Origin of the sequence: Acetobacter ascendens, assembly GCF_001766235.1 — a bacterium.
GTDB classification, from domain to species: domain Bacteria; phylum Pseudomonadota; class Alphaproteobacteria; order Acetobacterales; family Acetobacteraceae; genus Acetobacter; species Acetobacter ascendens.
This window is the reverse complement of the sequence record NZ_CP015164.1, coordinates 1,586,325-1,606,518: the sequence shown is the minus strand read 5'-3', so window position 1 is coordinate 1,606,518 and position 20,194 is coordinate 1,586,325. Positions and strand designations below refer to the sequence as shown.

Here is a 20,194-nt window from a genome sequence, read left to right as displayed (position 1 = left end):
AGGATATTTCTTTGGTAAAATGGCATGACAGGATGGTGAAAAACAGGCTTGCTCTGTTGGGTGTAGGATCGTTTTGTTCCAATATATGGGAACAATGGCATTTCGCTGCTGTCAGATCATGTATCTGCAAGCAGTGGAGCAGAAAAAGGAAAGCAGCAGCATGATGCCTGTGTTGCGTAAGAAGTGGTTGGTTCTGGCAGGTGTTTGCGCAGTTGCTCTGCCTGTTTTGAATATGCCTTCTGCTATGGCAGAAGAAGGGCTGGGCGATGATGATGATGCAGACACGCATCGCCCAGCAGATATGCACAAGTTGGCAACCAAACCGCCATTGCCACGTGCCCATAAGGATTTCAGCAAATATCGCTACAAGCCAGAGGGCGATAAAGTGCAGGAACAGCCAGATGCAAACCGACTGTTATTCTGGACCCAAGATGGCAAGCCAGATGGTTACGCACAGCGGCGTGGAAGCAGCATTATTTATTATAATGCACAAGGGCAGGCGATACGCATCCAGCACCTGACCCCGGAAGAAATGGCTGACTAGAACAGACTTCCTTCTTCTTCCTGTATACATTCAGGGAGAAGAAGGTGTTTTTTATCCGGCGGAAATCAGATCCAGAATAGCGGCGGATGTTTCCTCAATAGACCGGCGAGTCACATCAATAACCGGCCAGTTATGGCGGCGGCACAAGCGGCGCGCCCAGTGCAGTTCTTCCTGCACCTTTTCCAGATCAATATAGGCGTAATCTGCTATCGGATCGATCTTGGCCTTAGATGGCACCATCTGGGATAGACGGTTACGGCGAATTTCAATCAGGCGTTCTGGGTCTATTGTCAGTCCAATAACGGGTTTATTGGTTGTGAACAGATCCTGCGGTGGTTCAATGCCCATAACCAAGGGAACATTGGCAGCCTTTAGGCCCCTGTTTGCCAGATAAAAGCAAGTGGGCGTTTTAGAAACGCGTGAAACACCCACTAGAATAACATCAGCTTCGTTCAGGCCCTTAGTTTCCTGACCATCATCATGCGCTAGCACATAGTGCATGGCCTCAATGCGCTGATAATAGTTTTCATCCATGATGTACTGGCCACCTGGATGCAGCGTAGCTTCTTCTCCTGTTTCTTCCGTTAAAAAGTGCAGGGCGTTATCCAGCACATCCAACAGCCGCACCTGTAGGCTTGCACAGCCTGCTTCCATATCAGCCTGCAAGGTTGGGTCTGTCAGTGAAGACATAACTGGCCCACGGTCCAGCGCGATATGCCGTAAAACCCGGCGGAGCTGGAGCTGCGTGCGAATAAGGTTCCAGTGGCGCAGATGCACCTCTGTATTAGGAAACTGCGCAATACAGGCGCGGGCAACAGAATCCAGTGTCTGGCCCGTTGCTTCGGAGACAAGGTGGAGCGTGATTTTTTTTTGCATGATCTAGATTCAAAAATGGCCGCCTCGGTGAGAGGCGGCCACCTTTTTGTTCAGGCTTTTACGGCCTTGTTGTTTTTAGCAGCCAGTGCGGCCTGTGCTGCGGCCAATCTGGCAACGGGCACCCGGAAAGGGGAGCAGGACACATAATCCAGCCCAACTTCTTCAAAGAAGGAGATGGAAAGCGGATCGCCCCCGTGTTCACCACAGATACCCAGCTTGATGTCAGGCTTGGTAGCACGGCCTTTTTCAACACCCATACGCACCAGTGCGCCAACGCCTTCGCGGTCGATCGAAACAAACGGATCCTGCGGAAGCAGCCCTTTTTCCACGTATTCTGGCAGGAAGGAGCCAGCATCATCACGGGAAAGACCAAGGGTGGTTTGCGTGAGATCGTTTGTGCCGAAGGAGAAGAAGTCAGCACTCTGTGCAATCTGGTCTGCCGTAATAGCTGCACGCGGCAGCTCAATCATGGTGCCAATTTTGTAAGACAGCTCTGCTTTGCGTTCAGAAAGAACATCAGCAATGGCAGTTTCACAGGTTTTACGCACCAGATCCAGCTCTGCTTTTGTGCCAATCAGCGGGATCATGATTTCTGGGGCAACAGGCTTGCCTGTTTCCTTGGCAATATCAAGAGCCGCTTCTGCAATGGCACGCACCTGCATGGCGTATATTTCTGGGTATGTAATACCCAGACGGCAACCACGGTGGCCCAGCATTGGGTTGGCTTCGGATAGTGCAGAGCGGCGGGCACGCAGGGTTTCAACATCCTGCCCAAGCGCTTTGGCGACTTCTTCCAGCTCTGCTTCACCATGCGGCAGGAATTCATGCAGAGGCGGATCAAGCAGACGAATGGTAACAGGCAGCCCCGCCATAATGCGGAACAATTCTGTAAAGTCACTTCGCTGGAAGGGCAGAAGTGCGTTAATGGCTTTGGCACGTGTGGCTTTGTCATCCGCCATGATCATCTGGCGCACATGGCCAATCCGATCCGGACCGAAGAACATGTGCTCTGTGCGGCACAGGCCAATACCTTCAGCCCCAAAGCGACGGGCTGTTGCCGCATCTTCTGGCGTTTCAGCATTGGCACGCACACCAAGGCGACGGATGGAATCTGCCCACCCCATAAGGGTTGCGAAGTCACCAGAGAGTGTTGGCGGAATGGTGGGAACACGGCCTTTGTAAACAGCACCTGTGCCACCGTCTAGTGTAAGCCAGTCACCCGCTTTGAGCGTGTGGCCGTCCACTTTCATGGTCTGGGCTTTGTAATCTACAGCAATGCTACCAGCACCAGCCACGCACACGCGGCCCATACCACGAGCAACCACAGCAGCGTGGGATGTCATACCGCCGCGTGTTGTCAGTACACCACGTGCAGCGTGCATGCCGTGTACATCTTCTGGGGAGGTTTCAACACGCACCAGAATAACATCTTCACCCTTGGCAGCGCGATCTTCCACATCTTCAGCAGAGAACGCGATAACGCCTGTTGCCGCACCTGGCGAAGCGGGAAGGCCACGTGTAAGAAGCTGACGTTCGGCCTTGGGGTCCAGCACAGGGTGCAGAAGCTGATCAAGGGATGCAGGAGGCACGCGGTTAACCGCTTCTTCCTGCGTGATCAGGTTTTCTTTGGCCATATCAATGGCAATGCGCAGAGCAGCTGCGGCTGTACGTTTGCCCGAACGTGTCTGGAGCAGATACAGCTTGTTGGCTTGTACCGTGAACTCGATGTCCTGCATATCGCGGTAGTGGCGTTCTAGCAGATCGCGCACTTTCAGCAGTTCCTGATACGCGTTGGGCAGGGCCTTTTCCATAGGCACTTGGCCTTCAGCCGCACGGGAGGCCGCCATAGGCTGCGGCGTGCGGATACCGGCCACAACGTCTTCACCCTGCGCGTTGATCAGGTATTCACCGTAGAAAATGTTTTCACCGGTAGAAGGATCTCGTGTGAAGCAGACGCCAGTGGCGCAATCATCACCCATGTTGCCGAACACCATGGATTGCACGTTAACAGCCGTGCCCCAGCTTGCCGGAATATCGTGCAGCTTGCGGTAAGTGTTGGCGCGTGGGTTCATCCATGAGCCAAACACGGCTCCAATGGCACCCCAAAGCTGTTCCTTCGGGCTTTCAGGAAAGGCGGTGCCGGTTTCCTGCAGAACAATCTGTTTGTAGCCTTTAACGACTTCCTGCCATTCTTCAGCGCTCAGAGACGTATCGTCTTCCTTGCCGATGGCACGCTTGATCTGCTCAAGCAGATCTTCAAAGCGGTGGTGGGCAACACCCAGCACAACAGAGCCGTACATCTGAATGAAGCGGCGGTAGCTATCCCATGCAAACCGGGCATCACCGGATGATTTTACAAGCCCTTCAACGGTGCTGTCATTCAGCCCCAGGTTGAGAACTGTATCCATCATGCCGGGCATGGAAACACGTGCGCCAGAACGGACAGAAACAAGCAGGGGGACATTGGCATCGCCAAAGCGCAGGCCCATGGCTTTTTCAACCAGACCCATGGCTTCTTCAAGCTGGGATTCCAGCTCAGCCGGGTATTTCCGTCCGTTTTCGTAGAACGCCGTGCAGACTTCAGTGGTAATGGTAAATCCGGGGGGGACGGGCAGGCCGATATTGGCCATTTCTGCCAGATTGGCTCCCTTACCGCCGAGGAGATTGCGCATCCCGGCGTTGCCTTCGCTCTGGCCTGCGCCGAAACTGTAGATCCACTTGGTCATGTGCCGTTCACTTCATTCCTGCATACAGTAAAGCCAAAAGCCCCGACCGAGGGGAGGAAAAGGAGATAACGGGGCGATAGGCTGGCCTGCGTGCTATTTTTATTCTTGGTTTTGGACGACTTTGGTAATCCATCCCTTCGTTGGAAGGTAGCATGGCGTAGTTTTGCTGGGCGAGCAATCTCTCTTTTGTATCAGAATACAAAAAAACGTGTGCCGTGCCCCACTATTCCTGTTCGGAGCAAAAGGCGTTCCATTCAGCTTCATCCATGGTCTGAAGGCCGAGCTCCACAGCCTTTTTGGCTTTTGAGCCAGCTTTTTCCCCCAGAACAACCAGATCTGTTTTTTTGGACACTGAATCCGAAACCTTAGCGCCCATACGTTCCGCCGTTGCTTTGGCTTCTGGCCGTGTCATGGTGTGCAAGGTGCCAGTAAACACAATGGTTTTGCCAGCCAAGGCACCTTCGGATGCCGCGGTTTCTTCCGTTATGGTCAGATTTGCGCGCAAATCTGCTAATGTTTGCAGGTTATGTTCTTCTGCCACAAAGGCTACCAGATCTTCCGCCGTGGTCGTGCCTATGCCGGTAATGGAGCCCAGTTCCAGCCGAGCATCAGATCCAATAATGGCGGCAGCCTGCATTTGGCTGAACCAGTTTTCATACGTGCCGTAATGGCGTGCCAGCAGGCGGGCATTGCTGGCGCCAATCCGGCGGATACCCAGTGCGTAAATAAACCGAGAAAGGGAAATGGTGCGGCGGCTCTCTATGGCCTGCAACAGCTTTTGAACCGATTGCTCCCCCCATCCATCGCGCTTTTCTATGTCTGCGGCGTGTTCATGCAGACGGAAAATATCGCCGGGTGTTAAAATCAGGCCGATATCATGAAATTCACGAATGCTACGGTCTCCCAAGCCTTCAATGTCAAACGCTTGGCGGGAAACAAAGTGGATAAGCCGTTCTACAACCTGAGCAGGGCAGGTGAGCCCGCCCGTACAACGGCGCACAGCTTCTCCCTCTGGTCGAACAGCAGCCGCTCCACAGACAGGGCAATGATCGGGGAAGTGATATGGTGCCAGCCGGGGCGTGCCATCTGTGGAAGGAGCAACACCTAGCACTTGCGGAATAACATCCCCAGCCCGCTGGATAAAAACCGTATCACCGGGGCGGACATCCTTGCGGGCAATTTCATCTTCATTATGCAAGGTTGCGCGCATTACCAGCACGCCACCAACATTTACCGGCTCCAGATGAGCAACAGGGGTAAGGGCTCCTGTGCGGCCAACCTGAATTTCTATCTCTTTTAGGCGCGTGATTGCCTGTTCTGCCGGAAATTTCCATGCAATGGCCCAGCGGGGCGCGCGGCCAGCAAAACCCAAGCGTTCCTGCAAGGCCAGATCATCAATTTTGTAAACAACGCCATCAATATCGTAAGCAAGTTCAGCCCGACTCTGGCTGACTTCAGCAAAAAAAGCCTCGGCATCTTCCACGCCCTTAATCTGGCGGGAGAGCGGGTTAACGGGAAAACCCCATTCTTTCAGTTGTTCCAGATACGCCCAATGGCTGCGGCTGATTTTTTCTGAGCAAAAACCAAGAGCGTAGGCAAACAAAGAAAGCGGGCGTTGTGCCGTAATTTTGGGGTCCAGTTGCCGCAAAGAGCCTGCTGCTGCATTGCGTGGGTTGGCAAATAGCCGCTTGTTTGCAGCTTCCTGCGCGGCGTTGAGTTCCAGAAAGTGTTTTTTGGAAAGGAAAACTTCACCACGAATTTCGATCAGATCGGGATAGGAGCCAGAAAGGCGTAACGGCAAATCCTTCAGCGTGCGCAAATTGGCGGTAACATCTTCGCCTTCTGTGCCATCTCCACGGGTAGTGCCACGCATAAAACGGCCTTTTTCGTAGGTCAGGCTGATGGAAAGGCCATCAATCTTGGGTTCCCCTACAAAAATCAGTTGTTCTGTTGCTTTTTGATCCATCCCTAAAAAGCGGGTGGCGCGGCTGATAAAGCCTTCAAAATCTTCGCGGTCAAACACGTTATCCAGCGAGAGCATGGGCACAAGGTGGATGTGCTTGCCAAAAGCGGTATCGGGTGCGGCCCCTACGTCTTGGGCTGCGCTGTTTTCTGGTTCGGCCTCTGGGTGCTGGGCTACAATGGCATCATAACGCCGGCGCAGGGCATCATATTCTGCATCACTGATTTCTGGGGCATCGTTCCGATAGTAAGCCGCATTATGGTGGGCAATTTCGGCGGCAAGGCGTTCCAGTTCTTCCCGTGCTTGTTGCGGAGTCATTGTAGCGGGAAGAAGGGCAGTTTCAGGCATTATTATCATGTCCAAGCAGGCTGGCGGCGGCGGCGCGGGCGGCATCGGTTACTGTATCACCTGCCAGCATACGCGCAATTTCCTCATTACGCTCTGTGTCTGTTAGTGGGGTGGCGTGTGTTACGGTTTGGCCGTTGCGGGTAAGTTTGCCAATACGCAGGTGTGCATCTGCGCTAGCTGCCACTTGAGGGCTATGGGTAACAGCCAGAACCTGCACATTTTGCGCAAGCCGATGCAGGCGTTCACCAATGGCAGCGGCTGTGGCACCACCAACGCCTGCATCAATTTCATCAAAAATCAGCGTGCCAATGCCTGATTGACCAGCCAGAACCAGTTTAAGCGCCAACATAAGGCGGGAAAGTTCACCACCAGAAGCAACCTTTGCCAAAGGCCCTGCCGGTTGGCCGGGGTTGGCAGCGATCAGAAAGATGACCTGTTCCATACCCTGCCGGCTCCACTGTTCAGCGGGAAGCTGTTTGATATCCACCAGAAAGCGCGCTTTTTCTAGTTTAATAGGCTTTAATTCCGCTGTAACAGCCTGCTCCATCTTACGGGCGGCTTTGGTGCGGGCTTCGTGCAGGGCTTCGGCTTTTTGAATATACGTTACGCGCGCTTCTTCAGTTGCCACTTTAAGGGATTCCAGCGCTGCCGTACCGTTTTCCAGTGCTGTTAAGCGGCCAGAAAGGCGGGTAAGCAGATCTGCCAGATCATCTACGGGAATGGAATGTTTGCGTGCCACGGTGCGTAGGGCAAACAGGCGCTCTTCTGTATCTGCCAGCAGCCGAGGGTTAGCTTCTGTATCTGCCGCTAGGCGAGAGAGTAGGTTTTCCGCTTCTGCCAAGGCATTTTCGGCATTTTCCAGTGCCGTAAGGGCTTCTGTTGTGCGGGCTTCCAGAGGTTCGGCTTCTGCCGATGTTGAGGGAGCAGCGGAAGCATTTGTTGGTACAAGGCGCAACAGGGCACGAGTTGCCCCGCGCAAGGCAGCGGCCGGGCCGGGGGAGCGTCTATCTTTGGGTGTGAGTTCGGAAAGGGCTGCGGCTACGGCTTCTCCCCGTCGTTCAGCTTGCTGCAAAGCATGGCGCTGTTGAGCCAGTTCATCCTCTTCACCCGGCTGGGGGGCAAGGGCTGTGAGTTCATCAACTGTATGGCGCAGCCATTCTTCTTCCCGCGCAGCTTCCTCTAATGCGCGATGCGCATTGGCAAGTTCTGAACGCAGAGTTTGCCAACGATCAAATGCACAGGCCACACCATTTAAGAGGGAGGGTTTGACACCGTATGCATCAAGCAGCCCACGATGTGTGCTGGAATCAGCCAGCCCCATTTGCTCATGCTGGCCTTGAATTTCAATAAGGGTTGCCGCCACGCGCCGCAAAAGCGTGATGCCAACAGGCTGATCATTGATCCATGCGCGAGAGCGGCCTTCTTTGGAGATGACGCGGCGGAGGACCAAAGGCTCTTGCGCTTCTGCGGGAATGTCTTGTTCTTGCAGAATGCCGAATACCTCGTGTGAAGCAGAAACATCAAAACTGGCGGTTACGCGTGCCTCTGGGGCACCAGCACGTACCAGTCCGGCACTGGCGCGATCACCCATGGCAAGGCCCAAACTGTCCAGCAGAATGGATTTGCCCGCTCCGGTTTCCCCCGTAAGTGCAGTAAAACCTGCATGGAGTGAGAGATCGAGCGTTTCAATCAGAACTACGTCCCTGATGGAAAGGCTTGTTAGCATAATGGCATCCGGTTTTCCGGGCTTGCGCCCAAATGACAGGAAAGACGGCAAAACACAAAAGCCAATAGCTTCCTGCTTGCCCCGCCCGCGAGGGGCGGCAAATGCACAATACTCATTTCAGGCACGAGCCGCCAGAAAAATGTTCTCTATGTGTTCTTTATTTTGCTGGTGAGCTTGCAGAATCAGCAGGAGCAGTAGGTTCAGCTTTTACAGGCGTAACAGGTGCCGCCTTGATAGGCATGGCCTGCGGCTGTGTGTTTTCATTCCGCGTATCTGTCGCTAGGGCATCTGGTTCCATAGCTGCGCCTTTTTTGGCGCCAGTTGTTCCGGGTTCTGCATCTTTTGGCATATCAGATGCGGAAACAAGCTTACCGGGAATAGGGAACTTATCTGTCAGCAAATGATACTGGTGCAGGTTATCATAAGCGTAACGATACCATTTGCTGCCGGGGTAGTTGTAGCCCAGCACAATGGCAGATTTACGCGCCTGATCCGTTAGACCCAAATCCAGATACACCTCCACCATGCGCTCCAAAGCTTCGGGCACGTGGTTAGTGGTCTGGAAATCCTGCACCACGCGTTGGTAGCGGTTGATAGCACCTTCGTAGTTTTTTTCGCGCTGATAATAGCGGCCAACCAGCATTTCTTTACCGGCCAGATGATCTCGGCAAAGGTCAATTTTCAGCTGCGCATCACGTGCGTATTTGGACTGCGGAAAGCGTGTGACCACTTCTTCCAACGCATCCATGGATTCTGCCGTGCCTTGCTGATCGCGCTGTACATCTGCAATTTGCTCATAAAAGCACAATGCGCGCAGGTAATAGGCGTAAGCTGAATCTGAACTGGTGGGGTGCAGGCTGATAAAGCGGTTAAGCTGCTGCACGGCTTCAGGGTATTTCCCTTTCAGGTAATACGCGTAGCCTTCCATAAGCTGGGCATTCGCGATGTAACCAGAGTAAGGGTAATTCTGCTGAAGCGTTTCAAACTCTGAAGCCGCAAGGGCGTAGCGCCTAGTACGCAGGGCATCAATACCGTTATTGTACAGTGTTTCAGGCGCAGCAATTTTGGGAGCCGGCGGAAGCTTCTTGTTTTCATTAAACAAGCCACAGCCAGCCAAGCTCGTCAGCAGGGCAACTGAAAGCACGCGGGGCAGAACGTGGCGAAGCAACTGTGGTTTAATGCAAATATCAGACATACCGGCTCTTCATTTAGAGACGGCATCTTATAGCATGCCCACTGCGCAAGAAAAGCAATGAAACAGCTATTGATTCGTTATTGCGTCAAAAAGGCATCAGGCGGCAGACGCTGCGGGCAGAGATGTGGTGATATCACGCCAAGCATTCTGGTCTGCAAAAAGAGCGCGCAAAACCTGATTGTTCAATGCATGACCGGATCTGTGGCCACGAAACTCACCCAACAACACGCCACCGGCAAGGTAGAGATCCCCCACCGCATCCATAACTTTATGCCGGATGAATTCATCTGGCTTACGAAGGCCGGAGGGGTTCAGAATATGGTCATCATCCACCACAATGGCATTATCGAGCGAACCACCGCGTGCCAGTCCGGCACGGTGGAGGGCTTCAATTTCTGCTTTAAGGGTGAAGGTGCGGCTGTTTGCTAGCTCATGGCGGAAAGACCACGGTGTAAGCTCTGCGCTATAGCTTTGTTGGCCAATAGCCTTTGCCGGAAAATCAATACTCAGGGAAAGGTGGAGATGGTGGCCTGCGGTAGGGTGAAGTTCGGCCCATGAATCGTTATGGCAAATTCGAATGGGTTTACAAACTTCAATAAAACGGCGTGGCGTATCCTGTGCCTTACGCCCTGCACAATCCAGCAAAAATACAAAATCTGCGGCAGAACCATCAAAAACCGGAGTTTCTGGGCCATCAATCAGAACAAGCGCGTTATCTACGCCGCAACCATTTAAAGCTGCCATAAGATGCTCAACTGTAGCCACGCGGTTTTCCGGGTGCTGGACTTCACCTAAAACGGTGCTCAGGCGTGTCTCCAACACATTGTCGTACCGGGCAGCAATGGGGGCCGCATTGGGCAGATCTGTGCGCTGAAACACAATGCCATGTCCGGCAGAGGCAGGATGCAAGCTCATGCGAATGGATTGCCCTGTATGCAGCCCGGTGCCGGTGCACGAAATGGCATGGCGCAACGTATGCTGCAAAGCAGACGGGGTTTTCCTTACAGAACGCATAAAAGATGCTGGGCTTTCTACAATATCGGAATACAGGAGTGGCTCCCTTAGCAGACCGTCCATTATCTGGGCATCCTATGTTTGCGTAGATAGAAAGTTATGACAACGCTAAAGCCTGTTTCTGGGAGAAGCCAGTCAACGATTATTGCCATCTATTACATAAAAAATGCGCCGCCTTATAAAAGGCGACGCATTTATAGAGTAAAGTATAAAAAATTAACGGCGCAGGAAGGTCGGAATTTCCAGACCGGAATCCTCTTCACCAGAACGCAGGCCAGATCCCTGATCAGCTTGGCTGATGGTGGGGCGAGGCTGAGCATTTGGTTCCTGCCGGGCTGCATCAGCTGCGTTGCGGCGGAATGCGCCAGTTACGCGGCCAAAAAGGCTGCGATGTGCTGGGGCTTCCTGCTGCTGAGGAGCTGCTGAAGGCTGGCGCGGCGTTTCTGTAAACAGACCCGCGCGGGGAGATACCGCCGGGCGCAGTTGCTGGGGCTGGTTAGGGGCTGCAGCAGCAGGCGCGGCCTGCAACGGCACCGTATGCGCTGGCGGAGCAGAAACATTATTGGCGCCTGCTGGCTGAAAAACCTGAGCATGCTGCGGTGCCGCAGTAGCCTGCGTGGTTGTGGGCGGAACAGCAGCAGCAGGTGCTGGAGCAGCGGCACCACCAACAGCAGCCTGCGGCTGTTCTGTCTGAGCGTCACCTTCAACAGCTACGAGGTGGGGGCGATCTGCCGAATCGGAAGGCATATCAATGCCCGTGGCAACCACGGATACCCGGATACGACCGCTCATCTTTTCATCAATAACAGTCCCGAAGATCATGTTCGCATCTTCAGGCACTTCACGGCAGACACGGTTAAAGGCTTCTTCGGCTTCAAAGAAGGTCATGTCTTCGCCACCGGTTACGTTTACCAGCAGGCCCTTGGCGGTGGACATGCAGGTGTCTTCCAGAAGTGGGTTGGAAATAGCGGCTTCTGCTGCTTCTACAGCACGGTTTTCACCTTCACCTTCACCCGTACCCATCATGGCCTTGCCCATTTCAGCCATAACGCTGCGAATATCGGCAAAATCCAGATTAACGTAACCACGATCCATCATCAGGTCGGTTACGCCGCGCACACCCATGTTGAGCACTTGGTCAGCCAGTTGATAGGCTTCACGCAGCGTGGTGCGTTCGTTGGCAATACGGAAAAGGTTCTGGTTAGGGATAACAATCAGCGTATCAACATACTGCTGAAGTTCCTTGATACCTTCATCTGCAACACGGCCACGGCGCTTGCCTTCATAAGCGAAAGGCTTACTGACAACGCCAATGGTCAGAATATTCCGCTCACGTGCCATGCGGGCAATAACAGGGGCTGCCCCTGTACCCGTACCACCACCCATGCCTGTGGTGATAAAAACCATGTGAGCGCCATCCAGATACCGTGCAATTTCATCTGCGGCTTCTTCTGCTGCAGCACGGCCTACTTCTGGCTTTGCACCGGCACCCAAGCCATGGGAGAGATGTGGGCCAAGCTGGATTCGGCTATCTGCCAGACTTTTTTCCAGGCTCTGGGCATCTGTGTTGGCAACAACAAAATCAACACCCTGCAGGTTAGACGCAATCATGTTGTCAACTGCGTTCGTTCCCCCACCGCCAACACCAATGACTGTGATTTTTGGGGAAAAATCAGCATGTGTTTGGGGGGGAACGGTCAGGTTGAGTGTCATGTGTGTCTCCCGAACGGCTGCAGCTTACCGGTATATGCTTAGAGAAATAAGATTACGTTCAGATTACCAAGAATTTGTAAGCTAAATCAAACCCTCTCTCGAATAAAAGCGACGAGTTTTTGTAAAAAGCCGGTAGGGGCTGCTTCCCGAAATTCTACGTCCCCAAAAGGACGTTCTGCGCTGGCAGCCCAGCACAGCAACCCAGCGGCTGTTGCAAAGCCCGCCGCCGCCGCAGTATTTTCAGGCAAACCAACAATATGTTTGGGCCGCCCGAGGCGCACAGAGCGCGTAAAACCAGCCCCGGATGGGCGGCCGGAGCTTACTGGCATGCCAAGTATGCGTTCTGCCATAGGGCGAATACCATCTAACAAGGATGCACCACCCGTTAACACAATGCGCCCACTGGCCGCAGTGCCAAGGCCCGCTCCATCCAGTTTTTCGCGCACCAGTTCCAGTGTTTCTTCTACACGCGGGCGGATGATATGGCCGAGCTGTGCGCGAGAAACCTGCTCAAAGTGTGGTACATCGTTGCCTAGAAGTTCAACGGTAAGAATTTCGTCTTCTACATCCGATGCCAGATCTGCACTGCCATAAAAGGTTTTCAGGCGTTCGGCATTTTCTAAAGAGGTACTAAGCCCGCGTGCAATATCACGCGTAACATGCAGGCCACCTACACCAATCTGCGCCGTGTGCAGGATTTGCCCTTCACCAAACACGGCCAGAGATGTGGTGCCACCGCCCATATCCACTACGGTGGTGCCGAGGTCTCGCTCATCGGCATCCAGCACGGAAAGGCCGGAAGCAAGGGGGGAGGAAACCAGGGCTTCCATTTTGAGTTCCGCACGGCTGAGTACGGTTTCCAGATTCATCAGCGCTGTGGTGGCTGCATCTATAATGTGCAGGCGTGCCTTTAGCGTTTCGCACAGATGCCCCCGTGGGTCTGAAACACCTTCTGTGTCATCCACGGTAAAATCTATGGGCAGGGTGTGAATAACTTCGCGCCCCTGAACGGTGACCTGAATACGACCTTCCGTTACTACGCGCCGAATGTCTGCTTCTGTAACAACGCGGCCACCAATAGGCCAGCGCACGTTAAACAGACGGCTAGCCGGATGCCCGCATGAAAGATTCACCACCACCTTATCAATGGGGCGCTCTGCCATGGTTTCGGCCTGCCCAACGGTGGCCCGAATAGCAGCTTCTGCTTCCTGTAGTTCTGTAATGGCCCCATTACGTACACCAGCAGAACGCCGCCAGCCGTAGCCAACCACGCGCAAATTACCGTTGGGCTCACCTTTGCCAATCAGGCAGGTGATTTTTGTGGAACCAATGTCCAGAACAGCAGTGTAACCGTTGCGCCACGTATGTGGCCGCTTGTTTTTTTCACTGGGAGGCAAGGGGAGTGAGCTTTCCCCACCGCTCATCAACAAGGAAGATCCGGTTGCTACGGTCGTACGCTTTTTATGCAGGCGGTCAGAAAGACTAAATCCAGAGGAAGCGGGTGAACGCGTGGGGTCACTCATCTGGGTTTTCCTCCGGGTTATCTTTTTTTGTTTCTTTAGGCGCAGGATGCACAGGATGCGAGACCGGTTTGGGCGTGTCAGCCTTGTGCGGAGCAGAGACTGGCGTATCTTGCGTGTTATTTCCTGCATCTGATGGTGGGGGAGATGCAGGTGGTTTTTCCTTAATGGTCAACCGGTCAGGCAGACGCATATCTATCAGCAGTACGGGCCGATCCAACAGCCGTGTTGTGGCGTTGATTTTTGCTAGCTTGTGAATGGCCGGGGCTTCCTCACCTTCAGGCAGGAGCACAGTTGCGCCATCACGTAATGTCAGATTCCAGCGCCTGTTACTTACACGTACCGCAGCCGTAACGTGGGCTTTAACATCCGGTTCTTGTGCCAGAACATCGATCAGGCTCGCAGCAGATGTGTTTGCCCCATCACCTACAACCAATGGCAATTTGGTAAAGGCTTCTGCATCCTTACCTGTCATGCCTTGGTCTGGCACACGGTTACCTTGCTTGTCTATTAGTTCAAAATGCCCCTGATGCTGCCACACAGCATAAGGCAGGCGTTCTGTAATATGCACGTCAATTTCGCCAGAGAGATGGCGTTCTATGGTAACGTGATCAACAAACGGCAGGGTATCCAGTTTTTCCCGCGCATCGGAAACACTAAAGTCTAGCACGGGGTCTCCAACTTCTACACCCAAAGCATCACGAATGCTTTGCTCACTGGTGAGCTGTGCACCATCAATATGAATACTGGTAACGCGTAGGGTAGAGGTGCCCAGCAGCTTATCCCGCAAGGGGGCCAGTTGTTCCTGCACCGCAGGAATTTTCAGACTGACATATCCAGCGCCACCCAGCCCGGCAAGAAACAGCAGCCCGGCAATAGGCCGTAGCAAGCGTTTTTGCCGCCTAAGAAAAAGCCCGATGCGGGAAGGCCTGTCAGCAGGAGATGGAGGGGCTCTCATTGTCGGCAGGTAGCCTGCTCAACCAGCCACGCGCAAAGTTCTGGGTAGCTGATACCACAATAGGCGGCCTGTTCGGGCAGCAGTGATGTTGCCGTCATACCCGGCTGCGTGTTGACCTCCAGCAGAATGAGGTGCGGCTGATCTGGATTGGTATCATCCAATCGGAAATCAGAGCGCGATGCACCAGAACACCCCAAAGCCTGATGCGCTCTTACAGCAACTTCCAGCGCAAGTTTGGCGCTGGCGGTATCAATTTTCGCGGGCAGAACATGGGCAGAGCCACCGACCTGATATTTGGAATCATAGTCGTAAAAATCATGGCCAGTGCCGGTAGGGGTAATATCCGTGATGGTAAGGGCACGATCGCCCATAACGCCTACGGTAATTTCCCGGCCGGGAATAAAAGCTTCTACAAGAGCCTGCGGGCCATAAGTCCAGTTTTTAACAATATCTGCCCGCGTGTTGGACCCCGTACGCACAATGGAAACCCCAACGGATGAGCCTTCATTGAGCGGTTTCACCACATAGGGGGTGGGCAGGGGGTCTGTATCTGCAAGGGTGGCAATATCTACCACCATGCCTTCTGCCACAGGTAGCCCGGCTGTTTGAAAAATAGCGCGGGCAGCGGCTTTATCCATAGCAGTGGCAGAGGCCCGAATGCCCGAATGGGTATAGGGAATACCCATCCAGTCCAGAATACCTTGAATGCTGCCATCTTCACCAAAACGGCCATGCAGGGCGTTAAACACTACATCCGGCTTTTGTGCATTCAGTGTTTCAACCAATGTGGCCAAATCCGCTTGGGCATCCAGCGTGCAAACTTCATACCCTTTGCTGCGCAGAGCCTCAGCCACACCTTGCCCGGATGAAAGGCTGACCACCCGTTCGGAAGACATGCCACCCATCAGCACGGTAACGCGTTTTGGTGCATTCATTGGACAGATGCCTCCGTTTTACCTAGTCGCTTGATTTCCCAGTGCAGGGAAACGCCAGAATTCTGGGCAACACGCGTGCGCACATCTTCCCCCAATCCTTCCAGATCTGCCGCTGTGGCATTGCCCAGATTGATGAGGAAGTTGCAGTGTTTTTCGCTCACTTGCGCATCTCCACGGCGCAGCCCACGGCACCCTGCTGCGTCAATCAATTCCCACGCTTTGCGGGAAGATGTTTCTGCATCTGGGTTACGGAAGGTGGAGCCGCCCGTACGTGCGCGCACAGGCTGAGAAAGTTCACGGGCAGCGCGTACTTCTGTAATATGATTGGCAACATCTTGTGGGTTTGCAGGCGTGCCACGCAAGCGCGCACGAATAACAAATGCGCCTTCTGGCAGGCCAGAGCGACGATAGCCAAACCGCAGGGCTGCGTTATCCAGCCGGATCAGGCTGCCATCACGGGTAATAATTTCGGCCCAGTCCAGAACATTGGCAATGTCTGATCCATAAGCGCCAGCGTTCATGCGCACGGCACCCCCAATGGAGCCGGGAATGCCAGCCAGAAATTCCAGTCCAGCAAGCCCAGCCTGTGCTGCATGTTCGGCCACTGTGGCATCCAGGCAGGCGCAGCCAGCTATAATGCCATCAGCTTCTACCGTAATGTCTGCAAAGCCACGGGCCATACGCACAACAACACCTTCCAAACCACCATCACGAATGATGATGTTGGAGCAAGCCCCCAAAGCCGTTATGGGCAGTTCGGGGGAGAGACGTTGCAAAACACCGGCCAGATCTTCGGCATCGGCAGGTTGAAACAGCCATTCTGCAGCCCCACCAACCCGAAACCATGTGCGTGGGCCAAGAGGTGCCTGTGGTGTCAGCCTTCCGCGCATATTGGCAAAGGCGTGCTTGACCATATCCTGCATGGAGGCCGGATTGTTCATGCCGCGTTGCCACCTTTGTCTTCCGCCTGCAGGGCGGCAAGCTGGGCAGGAAGAGCCTGCGCCCAGTTGGTGATGGTGCCAGCACCAAGGCACACAACATAATCACCCGGCTTGGCGATGGCATTGATCATTTCTGCCAAATGGTCTGGGCTGGAAAGTGGCACAACAGAGCGGTGGCCACGTTCACGCAGGCCTTCAATCAGCTTGTCACGGCTGGCATCGGGCAATGGGTCTTCACCCGCAGCGTAAACATCAGACACAATCACGGTATCTGCATCATTCATGCAGGCGCAGAAATCTGAGAACAGAATTTTCAGGCGCGAATAACGATGCGGCTGCATAACGGCAATAACATGGTTGGCACCTGCCTGCCGAGCCGCTTTAAGCACGGCTGCAATTTCAACAGGGTGATGGCCGTAATCATCAATCACCGTAATGCCGCCTGCTTCCCCCGTGCGGGTAAAGCGGCGTTTTACACCACGGAAACTGGCCAAGCCGGAACGAATAACATCATCGCTGATGTCCATTTCCGTTGCTACAGCAATGGCGGCCAGAGCGTTCTGCACGTTGTGAGAACCCAGCATAGGCAGGCGGAAGGGGCCAGCCTTGCGGGTGCGGCGGCTTACGCGGTCTGTCAGCGTGACTTCAAACGTGGCGCCCAGTTTGTCGGTAATCAGTTTTTCTGCGCGCACATCAGCCTGTGGAGAGAATCCATAGGTGACAATCCGATGGTCAGACAGGCGTGGGATCATCTGCTGTACGGCTGGGTGGTCAATACACAGCACAGCAAACCCATAAAATGGCACGTTGGAAACAAACTGGTCGTAAGCAGCTTCCATGGCTTCGGGGGAGCCCCAGTGATCCAGATGTTCCGGGTCCATGTTGGTGACAACCGAAATCACGGAAGGCAGACGCAGGAAGGAGCCATCGCTCTCATCTGCCTCAACCACCATCCAGTCTCCCTTACCCATGCGGGTATTGGTGCCGTAGGCTTCAATAATACCACCGTTAATAACTGTTGGGTCCAGTTTGGAGGCTTCCAGAACCGCAGCAACAAGGCTGGTGGTGGTGGTTTTGCCGTGCGTGCCGCCCACAGCAACAGACCAGCGCAGGCGCATTAACTCCGCCAGCATTTCTGCCCGGCGCACAACCGGAAGCAGCTTGGCGCGTGCGGCCACAACTTCCGGATTGTCGCGCTTAACGGCAGTGGAAATAACTACTACCTGTGCATCACCCAGATTTTCGGCTTTATGGCCAATGGTTACGGGAATACCCGCAGCCCGCAGGCGTTTAACATTAGCGTTTTCTGCAATATCCGACCCTTGAACAGAATAGCCCAACAGGCACAGCACCTCTGCAATGCCGGACATGCCAATGCCGCCAATGCCGACAAAATGGATGGTTCCGATGGAAAGGGGGAGGGCTCTCATGCGCGTGTCTCCGTCTCGCTGGAGGTCGTCGGATGGGCGGGTGCAGGGGAAGGAGTGAAGCATTCTTCTACTATATCGGCCAAGCGGAGGGCTGCATCCGGGCGGGCAAGCGTGGCAGCGGCTTGTGCTGCCTGTGCCAGTTCATCCGGCGCGGTGAAAAGATCATTCAGGCGGCTGGCAAGAGCCGCAGAGGTGAAGTCTGGCTGGCGGATCATCCAGCCTGCTCCAGCATTGGTAATGGCACGGGCGTTTTCTGTCTGCTCATCGCTGGCGGCAATAGGCAAGGGCACCAGAATGGACGGACGGCCCGCAGTTGTAATTTCTGCCACAGAAGATCCGCCTGCACGCCCGATAACCAGATGGGCAGAGGCCAGAAGTTCGGGCACATCCTGCAGGAAGCATTCAACACGTGCCTGCACGCCCATTTCAGCATAGGCAGTACGCACGGCGTCCAGATCATCCTGCCGTGCCTGTTGCGTAATGCGAATACGCTGGCGCAAACCCTCCGGCAGTTTGGCTATAGCCGCAGGCACAACCTGAGAGAAAATGCGCGCCCCCAAAGATCCACCCCATACCAGCAGATTGATATGGTCTGTTGGTGGCACCCATCCTTCACCCGCAAGGGCGGCAATGGCGGGGCGTACGGGCATGCCAGTAAACACGGTGCGTGCACCAATTGGCAGTTTGGCAACGGAGGGGAAGGATGTGGCAATAACATCCGCAAAGCGCGAAAGCACCGCGTTGGCTTTACCCAATACGGCATTGCCTTCATGAATAATCAGGGCAGGGTGTTTACGCCCGATAAGCCGTGCCCCCAGCAAAGGCGGTACGGAAGGATAGCCCCCAAACCCCACCACAACATCAGGTTTGATTTGTTGGAGAATGGAACGTGCTTTCCATGCGCTTGCCAACAGGGTGAGACCTGCGCGAATGGCACGTATTGGTCCACGTCCAGCCACACCTGCACCGCTAAGAACATATTGTGGGCCACGAGCAAATACGCCGCTTTCACGCTTGCCTGCGCGCCCATCCGTCATGAGCACAAGATGGTGGCCACGTTCCGCCAGCGTGTCTGCTAAAGCTTCGGCCGGGAAAAAGTGTCCGCCAGTGCCGCCTGCGGCAATGACGATAGTACGTGAACTCATGCTGACCGCCATTGTCTGAGTGTGGTTACAAAACCATTGCCAGCGAGGGGCCGCCCCTGCTGTTGTCGTGTAAGAGCAAGCACCATGCCGATAGCCAATGCGACTGACATGGCAGAAGAGCCACCATAGGAAATGAATGGCAGTGTCATGCCCTTGGTGGGAATAAGATGCAAGGAAGAAGCCATGTTCACAAATGCTTGCAGGCCAAAGCCAGTCACCAAGCCAGATGTGGCAATAACAACAAACGGATCATCCTCACGGATTAGGCGGAGCAGGGTGCGCACCACAATCACGCCAAATACGCAGATGATGAGCATACACACCACCATCCCGTATTCTTCCCCCGCTACAGCAAACACAAAGTCTGCATGCGCATCGGGCAACAGGTCTTTCACGCGGCCTTCACCGGGGCCACGGCCCAGTAAGCCACCATTACCAAAGGCGCGCAGGGCGGTATCAATCTGGTAATGATCCCCCACGCCGGGGTGCATAAACCGTTCAACGCGTGAACGCACATGTGGGAAGATAAAGAACGCCGCAATACCGGCGGCAATCATGCAGCCAAAGCCAAATGCAACCAGAATGAGGTTGAGGCCATCTACAAAAAGCTGCACCAGAAACACGGCGGTAATAACCGTAAGCATGCCAATGTCTGGCTGAGATTTCAGCAGCAGCACAATCAACCCATACAGGGCAAAGGCAATCAGCATACCGGGGAAGTAGCGAGAAACGCGGCGCTGTGTGAGCAGCCAGCCCGTAACAACGGCAAAGCAGGGCTTTAAAAACTCGGATGGCTGGAGAGACATCATGGGCAGGGCAATCCAGCGCCGTGCCCCTTTAATTTCTATGCCATGCACAAGGGTAAGCGCCGTAGCCCCCAGCATCAGCACGCCGCCGATCATGGAAAGGCGTAGCACAGCTTTGCGAGAAAGCATGGAAATGCCCACCACAATCACGCCCGCAATGCCCAGAAACAGCACCTGCTTGAAAATGAACATATTGCGCGATGCGCCAATACGCACAGCCACAGCAGGGCTGGCAGCCAGCATAAGAATGTAGCCAAAACCAATAAGGATAAAGGTGCAGATCAGAGTTGTCCGGTCTACATTCCGCCACCAGCGGCCAAACGGAGAATCATCGGTGCGGGAAGAACCGGCCAT

Annotated in this window: 15 protein-coding genes; 1 reads left to right on the top strand and 14 read right to left on the bottom strand. The window is 54.3% G+C overall.

What is annotated here, in order from left to right; translation table 11 throughout:
• Positions 1 to 85 precede the first annotated feature (85 nt).
• Positions 86 to 544 carry a hypothetical protein gene (locus A4S02_RS07695; RefSeq protein ID WP_019089193.1) on the top strand — a complete coding sequence of 153 codons (459 nt, stop codon included), beginning with the start codon at positions 86 to 88 and terminating at the stop codon, positions 542 to 544.
• 51 nt (positions 545 to 595) lie between these two features.
• Here A4S02_RS07695 and A4S02_RS07690 read toward each other — a convergent pair whose 3' ends face one another.
• The 14 genes from A4S02_RS07690 to A4S02_RS07625 all read right to left on the bottom strand — a co-directional run bounded on the left by A4S02_RS07690 (position 596) and on the right by A4S02_RS07625 (position 20,194).
• Complete coding sequence (locus A4S02_RS07690; protein WP_070323420.1) at positions 596 to 1,420, bottom strand: pyruvate, water dikinase regulatory protein; 825 nt, start codon at positions 1,418 to 1,420, stop codon at positions 596 to 598.
• Between the two features lie 50 nt (positions 1,421 to 1,470).
• A complete protein-coding gene (ppdK, locus tag A4S02_RS07685) occupies positions 1,471 to 4,146 on the bottom strand; it encodes a pyruvate, phosphate dikinase (protein WP_070323419.1) in 2,676 nt (891 codons plus the stop codon).
• Between the two features lie 223 nt (positions 4,147 to 4,369).
• Complete coding sequence (ligA, locus tag A4S02_RS07680) at positions 4,370 to 6,457, bottom strand: NAD-dependent DNA ligase LigA (protein WP_070323418.1); 2,088 nt, start codon at positions 6,455 to 6,457, stop codon at positions 4,370 to 4,372.
• The gene (recN, locus tag A4S02_RS07675; RefSeq protein ID WP_070324216.1) at positions 6,450 to 8,183 is read right to left on the bottom strand and encodes a DNA repair protein RecN; all 1,734 of its coding nucleotides are present in this window, start codon (positions 8,181 to 8,183) and stop codon (positions 6,450 to 6,452) included. Before recN ends, ligA begins: the two co-directional genes overlap by 8 nt.
• A 157-nt stretch (positions 8,184 to 8,340) precedes the next feature.
• Positions 8,341 to 9,378 (bottom strand): outer membrane protein assembly factor BamD, encoded by a 1,038-nt coding sequence (locus A4S02_RS07670; RefSeq protein WP_019089188.1) that lies wholly within the window; start codon positions 9,376 to 9,378, stop codon positions 8,341 to 8,343.
• A gap of 96 nt (positions 9,379 to 9,474) precedes the next feature.
• Positions 9,475 to 10,455 carry a UDP-3-O-acyl-N-acetylglucosamine deacetylase gene (lpxC, locus tag A4S02_RS07665; RefSeq protein WP_070323417.1) on the bottom strand — a complete coding sequence of 327 codons (981 nt, stop codon included), beginning with the start codon at positions 10,453 to 10,455 and terminating at the stop codon, positions 9,475 to 9,477.
• 153 nt (positions 10,456 to 10,608) lie between these two features.
• On the bottom strand, positions 10,609 to 12,105 hold the full coding sequence (gene ftsZ, locus A4S02_RS07660; protein WP_070323416.1) for a cell division protein FtsZ: 1,497 nt from the start codon (positions 12,103 to 12,105) through the stop codon (positions 10,609 to 10,611).
• Positions 12,106 to 12,191: 86 nt separating this feature from the next.
• Complete coding sequence (gene ftsA / locus A4S02_RS07655) at positions 12,192 to 13,628, bottom strand: cell division protein FtsA (RefSeq protein WP_070323415.1); 1,437 nt, start codon at positions 13,626 to 13,628, stop codon at positions 12,192 to 12,194.
• Positions 13,621 to 14,583: a cell division protein FtsQ/DivIB gene (locus tag A4S02_RS07650; RefSeq protein WP_070323414.1), complete on the bottom strand. Its 963-nt coding sequence runs from the start codon at positions 14,581 to 14,583 to the stop codon at positions 13,621 to 13,623. The genes ftsA and A4S02_RS07650 overlap by 8 nt, the downstream gene beginning before the upstream one ends.
• Positions 14,580 to 15,518: a D-alanine--D-alanine ligase gene (locus tag A4S02_RS07645; protein WP_019089183.1), complete on the bottom strand. Its 939-nt coding sequence runs from the start codon at positions 15,516 to 15,518 to the stop codon at positions 14,580 to 14,582. Before A4S02_RS07645 ends, A4S02_RS07650 begins: the two co-directional genes overlap by 4 nt.
• A complete protein-coding gene (murB, locus tag A4S02_RS07640; RefSeq protein ID WP_070323413.1) occupies positions 15,515 to 16,459 on the bottom strand; it encodes a UDP-N-acetylmuramate dehydrogenase in 945 nt (314 codons plus the stop codon). Before murB ends, A4S02_RS07645 begins: the two co-directional genes overlap by 4 nt.
• Positions 16,456 to 17,889 (bottom strand): UDP-N-acetylmuramate--L-alanine ligase, encoded by a 1,434-nt coding sequence (murC, locus tag A4S02_RS07635; protein ID WP_070323412.1) that lies wholly within the window; start codon positions 17,887 to 17,889, stop codon positions 16,456 to 16,458. The genes murB and murC overlap by 4 nt, the downstream gene beginning before the upstream one ends.
• Positions 17,886 to 19,034: an undecaprenyldiphospho-muramoylpentapeptide beta-N-acetylglucosaminyltransferase gene (gene murG, locus A4S02_RS07630; RefSeq protein ID WP_070323411.1), complete on the bottom strand. Its 1,149-nt coding sequence runs from the start codon at positions 19,032 to 19,034 to the stop codon at positions 17,886 to 17,888. Before murG ends, murC begins: the two co-directional genes overlap by 4 nt.
• On the bottom strand, positions 19,031 to 20,194 hold the full coding sequence (locus A4S02_RS07625) for an FtsW/RodA/SpoVE family cell cycle protein (protein ID WP_003623071.1): 1,164 nt from the start codon (positions 20,192 to 20,194) through the stop codon (positions 19,031 to 19,033). Before A4S02_RS07625 ends, murG begins: the two co-directional genes overlap by 4 nt.

Excerpts from the sequence above, each read along its gene's own strand:
- A4S02_RS07695 (WP_019089193.1), top strand. The coding sequence starts at position 86 with ATGGGAACAATGGCATTTCGCTGCTGTCAGATCATGTATCTGCAAGCA.
- A4S02_RS07690 (WP_070323420.1), bottom strand. The coding sequence starts at position 1,420 with ATGCAAAAAAAAATCACGCTCCACCTTGTCTCCGAAGCAACGGGCCAG.
- ppdK (WP_070323419.1), bottom strand. The coding sequence starts at position 4,146 with ATGACCAAGTGGATCTACAGTTTCGGCGCAGGCCAGAGCGAAGGCAAC.
- ligA (WP_070323418.1), bottom strand. The coding sequence starts at position 6,457 with ATGCCTGAAACTGCCCTTCTTCCCGCTACAATGACTCCGCAACAAGCA.
- recN (WP_070324216.1), bottom strand. The coding sequence starts at position 8,183 with ATGCTAACAAGCCTTTCCATCAGGGACGTAGTTCTGATTGAAACGCTC.
- A4S02_RS07670 (WP_019089188.1), bottom strand. The coding sequence starts at position 9,378 with ATGTCTGATATTTGCATTAAACCACAGTTGCTTCGCCACGTTCTGCCC.
- lpxC (WP_070323417.1), bottom strand. The coding sequence starts at position 10,455 with ATGGACGGTCTGCTAAGGGAGCCACTCCTGTATTCCGATATTGTAGAA.
- ftsZ (WP_070323416.1), bottom strand. The coding sequence starts at position 12,105 with ATGACACTCAACCTGACCGTTCCCCCCCAAACACATGCTGATTTTTCC.
- ftsA (WP_070323415.1), bottom strand. The coding sequence starts at position 13,628 with ATGAGTGACCCCACGCGTTCACCCGCTTCCTCTGGATTTAGTCTTTCT.
- A4S02_RS07650 (WP_070323414.1), bottom strand. The coding sequence starts at position 14,583 with ATGAGAGCCCCTCCATCTCCTGCTGACAGGCCTTCCCGCATCGGGCTT.
- A4S02_RS07645 (WP_019089183.1), bottom strand. The coding sequence starts at position 15,518 with ATGAATGCACCAAAACGCGTTACCGTGCTGATGGGTGGCATGTCTTCC.
- murB (WP_070323413.1), bottom strand. The coding sequence starts at position 16,459 with ATGAACAATCCGGCCTCCATGCAGGATATGGTCAAGCACGCCTTTGCC.
- murC (WP_070323412.1), bottom strand. The coding sequence starts at position 17,889 with ATGAGAGCCCTCCCCCTTTCCATCGGAACCATCCATTTTGTCGGCATT.
- murG (WP_070323411.1), bottom strand. The coding sequence starts at position 19,034 with ATGAGTTCACGTACTATCGTCATTGCCGCAGGCGGCACTGGCGGACAC.
- A4S02_RS07625 (WP_003623071.1), bottom strand. The coding sequence starts at position 20,194 with ATGGCCGGTTCTTCCCGCACCGATGATTCTCCGTTTGGCCGCTGGTGG.